Origin of the sequence: Klebsiella sp. 18074 (assembly GCF_902705905.1) — a bacterium.
Taxonomy (GTDB): Bacteria; Pseudomonadota; Gammaproteobacteria; order Enterobacterales; family Enterobacteriaceae; genus Klebsiella; species Klebsiella terrigena.
This window is the reverse complement of sequence record NZ_CACSIS010000065.1, coordinates 1-4,353: the sequence shown is the minus strand read 5'-3', so window position 1 is coordinate 4,353 and position 4,353 is coordinate 1. Positions and strand designations below refer to the sequence as shown.

Annotated in this window: 8 protein-coding genes; all 8 read right to left on the bottom strand. The window is 52.7% G+C overall.

All coding sequences use genetic code 11. The features are described 5' to 3' along the window. Positions 1-64 precede the first annotated feature (64 nt). Entirely contained in the window at positions 65-532 is a 468-nt protein-coding gene (locus tag GVK32_RS28320; RefSeq protein ID WP_159874164.1) for a recombination protein NinB, read from the bottom strand. Between the two features lie 192 nt (positions 533-724). After that, complete coding sequence (locus GVK32_RS28315) at positions 725-982, bottom strand: DNA polymerase III subunit theta (RefSeq protein ID WP_159874162.1); 258 nt, start codon at positions 980-982, stop codon at positions 725-727. 84 nt (positions 983-1,066) lie between these two features. Next, on the bottom strand, positions 1,067-1,423 hold the full coding sequence (locus GVK32_RS28310) for a DUF5448 family protein (protein WP_159874160.1): 357 nt from the start codon (positions 1,421-1,423) through the stop codon (positions 1,067-1,069). Next, positions 1,423-2,583: a hypothetical protein gene (locus GVK32_RS29375; RefSeq protein WP_227697930.1), complete on the bottom strand. Its 1,161-nt coding sequence runs from the start codon at positions 2,581-2,583 to the stop codon at positions 1,423-1,425. Before GVK32_RS29375 ends, GVK32_RS28310 begins: the two co-directional genes overlap by 1 nt. Continuing rightward, on the bottom strand, positions 2,580-3,230 hold the full coding sequence (locus tag GVK32_RS29370) for a hypothetical protein (RefSeq protein ID WP_227697929.1): 651 nt from the start codon (positions 3,228-3,230) through the stop codon (positions 2,580-2,582). The genes GVK32_RS29375 and GVK32_RS29370 overlap by 4 nt, the downstream gene beginning before the upstream one ends. Further along, positions 3,223-3,354: a hypothetical protein gene (locus tag GVK32_RS28995; RefSeq protein WP_200842954.1), complete on the bottom strand. Its 132-nt coding sequence runs from the start codon at positions 3,352-3,354 to the stop codon at positions 3,223-3,225. Before GVK32_RS28995 ends, GVK32_RS29370 begins: the two co-directional genes overlap by 8 nt. 113 nt (positions 3,355-3,467) lie before the next feature. After that, the gene (locus tag GVK32_RS29365; RefSeq protein ID WP_370461218.1) at positions 3,468-3,839 is read right to left on the bottom strand and encodes a hypothetical protein; all 372 of its coding nucleotides are present in this window, start codon (positions 3,837-3,839) and stop codon (positions 3,468-3,470) included. Between the two features lie 161 nt (positions 3,840-4,000). Then, positions 4,001-4,353: hypothetical protein (locus GVK32_RS28285; protein ID WP_227697927.1), on the bottom strand; the 353-nt coding region annotated here is incomplete at its 5' end.

Here is a 4,353-nt window from a genome sequence, read left to right as displayed (position 1 = left end):
TGGCTTAACTTCTTCCTTGCGCTTGCGAGGGCCGGAGGTGCGGAATATCGAACGCTCCATGACTTTAGCGAGAGGGCTGTGCATGCGACGCCCTCCACTCCTGAGCCCATTCAATGCGGCTATTGGACTTCTCGCTGAACTTCACATTGTGCTCGGTACCGAACCAGAAAATAGCTTCGATAACCTCGACCATGTAGCGCTTGCTGGACTGGGATGTACGCACGCCGAAATACACGCGGCCGCCGTTAATCCCTGGCGCAGACTTCTGCTCTTTCTCCGGGGATTGCATCTGGCTCACCAGAACGGTGATGAGGTCTTTCCACTCAGCTGATTCGAGCTTTTCGCCATACCAAACCACCTGATCGCTCAGGTCCTTCAGTAAGGGCCACATCATACGATTCTGCTTGTCTGTACGGCTTTCTTCGTGAGCTTCGATAATGACCGGAAAGCGGCGATCGGCCTGTAATGACCGAATGAAGTTGACGGCGTTTTGCTTAACGCTGTCGTTGATGAGGCAGAATTGTTGCTTCACGCTTCACCTCCGCAGAGGTCAAACGCAGAATGCAGAAAATCGCCGGTGACTTTCGCCATCGGTGACAGGTATTGCTTAGAGGTTTTGTGCGCCATGTGTCCCCACTTGGCGCCGGAAAGTCGTGTCAGTTGTTCAGGCTGACAGTGAAATTATGACGGGGAGTCCAGCTAAATGCAAAATCTATATAGGTGATTATTTTTTCTCGTTCAGACCTGCCATCTCGATGTAACGCGGATCGGATGCGCGGGGCAACTGGATGCTTTGCTCGCGGTAGTAGCGCACTCGCTCCATGAAATACTCTCTGAGATGCTCAGGCTGTTCTCTGGCGACCACTTCGGCGACTACCGGCATGTTCAGGCGCTCTTTGTAGGCGACGCCGGACGCTGCGAGGTCTACATTGACCTTATCGCGCTCTTCCGGGCTTTTAGCTGCAATGTTCCACTTCGACATAAAAAATCCCCTCTGGCGTGGAGGGGATTATATATCACTGGCGGGTTAGCTGCGCGGCTTTGCGTTCTGCGGGGGATTTAGGCATTAGCTTAACTCTCCAACTCGGCCCTCAAAGCAGATGTCATCGTAATATTTAGCTTTTTCCTTAGCGTCGAAATCAGCCTGTGAAACCTCTTCCACGCGGAAAACTATGCCAACGATTCCAGTGCACTGGTTAATATATTCCCCTCCGTCTTCAAGCGAGTGCTCAATTAGCATATCAACCGTATCTTTTAGGCACAGCAGCGCACACTTCAGGTCTTTAAAGTAACGATGCTCTGTCATGCATGAAGTGACGCGGTAAGTCAGCACTTTAGGCCCTTGCTTGCGACGTTCCGGCTCTCTTTCGATCGCGCTGCGCATATCAGCAAGTTCATACTCGTTCAGTTTTGTATAGTCCATCACTTCACCTCCTGCGGGGCGGCTGCGAGCATGGCGGCCCAGCACAAACGAGCCCGGTAAGCAGCCTGTTCACAACCACTCATGTCTTCATACGCTTCCCAAACCTGTAATTCGCTAAAGCCTTCGTCGGGCTCAGATTCAAACCCAGCAATGACCATGCGCTCGGTCGGCTCCTTCGGCACCATCACGTAACCAGGAGGCGCAAAATAGCGAACCTCCACCGAGCGATCAGGTCCAGATGCAGGGTCAATCACCTCTCCCGTTGATGGCATAAGTTCAGCACCATCGCAGCCAGGAATTACCGGAGAGTTGCCAGCCTGGAGAATAGATTTCAGTGCTGCCCTTGGCATTGCCGACCAGGCAAGAAATACATCTGGTCTGTCGATATCTTCGGTCGGGAGAGTGTTTTCTATTTCGTCCAGCGCATCACTTAGTTTCTGAAATGCATCGTCTGGAACAACATGGCAATCTTCGCCATCAACATCTTGCTGACAGCTATCATCCGCGAGTTCAAATGCAGCCCCGCAAACGTTGAGCAGCATTTCAATAACGCGGCGGTGTTCTGCCGTTACGCCACCATCCGGCATAGATGACCGAACGGGGGCAGCCTGCAGCATGGCAGCGCGGCAGGCGTTCCATCCATTTACGGTTGCGTTGGTTTCCTCTTCGGTCATCAGGTAGTTATAAAGCTCCTTGGCCCCCTGATAATCCAGAATCTCTGGCACCAATAGCGCAGAAGGAGATAGCTGAAGCAGTTGTGCAACGTTATTTAGCCTGTCGACAGCGCAACTGATTACGGCTCGCTGATGGTCTGTAACCTCCATGCCTGAAAGGACGTGCGCCAACTGCTCTGCTATTACGCTACTGTGAGCTGTTTTCTGCACTACCGGCGCTGGCTGCGCGTGGCGATAGAGCGGCTCAGTAGTGTACCCTTTACGCTTAATATATTCGGCGTCCCTTGGTGATATTGTTCTATAGGCCGTGTCACCATGAGGGGCGTGAACAATGTACGCCGCAGGCTCGCTGTCCAGTGCAGCCATCAGTTGGCGCATTCCAGTAATAGCCATATCAAGATAAACGGACCGCACACCGCGACCGATTAGCCCCTCCAGACCTTCAATCGTGTCTTCTGCCTGCTCTCTGGTTAATTTGCTGGTCATATATCCGCCCCGCATCTTCCGCAGCGCTCACGGCCGCTCATGTCGTAGTAGGTAGCACCATCGTGCTTGCAGTCTGTCCATTCAGACAGATCAGACTCGAGTTCCTCGATGCGCTTCTTAGCTTCCAGCAAATCCGAAAGACCCTGTTTAGTGTTGAACATAAGTTGAATGGCCAGCGCTTTCCAGGTGACAGACTGAAGCTGCCCACAACCATTTGGGCATGGCTCCGGTTCGCTTTCGACAGTAGTAATTGTGTCTGCGGTAACACTGATGATGTTTTTCGTCAGAACGAACGAGCACTCAGTGCAGCGCAATATGCCGGGAGCGACACCAGAAGACTCCATCTCGTCGATATGCTCCTTGAGCTTATCAGCGCGGAACCGCTCGTTATCAAAGCTGGTACGCCAGTTCTCCCGCTCCTGTTGCGCCGCCTCAAGCTCACCGCGACGAATAGACAGGGACTCATCTTGATTCAGAAGAATTTGCTCCTGACGCGCAATGTGCTGCTGCGCCTTCTCCAGCGCCTCTACCAGCGCCACAAAGTCCAGATAGCTAACGTATGCGCCATCGGTTTGGTTGGTGAAAACGCCTTGAGAGTTTGTACCGTAGCGCGTTGGTTTCTGCTCCAGTTCGGTGATATCAGTCATGCGGCACCTCCTGTTTGTTTTTATCTGCATAACGAACGTCGGCGCTGCGGTAGTCTATGCTGATATCCCACTCATAGCAGCCACAGGAAGCTCTAAGAACCTCATCGACTCCTGTCGGGTTCATGTCGTACAACGCCTCAGCTATGACGTGAAGACGCTTTTCTGCTGGTACTTTTGCCAGCTCTGAGCGAATGCTTGAGATGTGCTCAGCTATCGGTCGCCTGAAGTAATGTCTGCTCATTTATCCCCCTGGCGAATGCCGATGGCGAAGCTATGCAATTCCTGTTGAACCCATGTGGAAAATTGGTCGCTTTTTGCCGCCATCTCCACCCCATCAGCCTTAATCCCGGCCACAATGCGATCGGTGGCGGGGCATGCCTTCCTGATAGCTTCTTCGGCTTCCGCCCTGGTCAAAAATCCGCTTTTCCCGTCATTGCTGATCATCTGGCTGTCGAACCATTCCTGCAGGCCAGCAACAGTAATATCGTCGGGTATCTCGGCTCCTGCTTCGTCTGTAGTACCTTCCAGCCAGTCGCGAGCAGCAGACTCCCTGCCAAGCGAAAGGCAAGCCAGCGCCGCCTGAGCACCCAGCATCGTTTTGTGGAACATCCATGAGGTGTTGAGTTCACGGGCCGCGCCGTTGAGCAGATAAGTATTCTCCGCGGCCAGCTGCAAATACGCCTTAGCCAGCTCCAGATACTTCAGCTCCTTGATTGACAGCTCTCCTGCACTCTCCAGGGAGGTGATGAGTTCGTTTACTGTTTCAATGTTCATTTTCTCACTCCCGCCAGGCACTGGTTAAACAGGTCGGTCATTGGGTTTTTGCAGCCAAAATATGGTGAAAACTCAAACGTGAAATCCCGCACCGGCTCGACAACTTTCTGCCACGACGGTAGCGTGTACGTGTAAGCGCCTTTCGGGCCAGAACGCTTGATTTCCTTGGTATCGGATAACTTACACAGCGCTGAGTTAACGCAGGACTTGAGCAGGTCGGTTCCTTCGATAACCTCGGCAAACGTGCAGCCAGGGTGCTTGCCGATGTAGTTGATAATGCGTTGGCGATTGCTGATGTTTTTCATGACCGATTCTCCCGATAGCTGTCCCAGGTAAACGAAATGGTGCA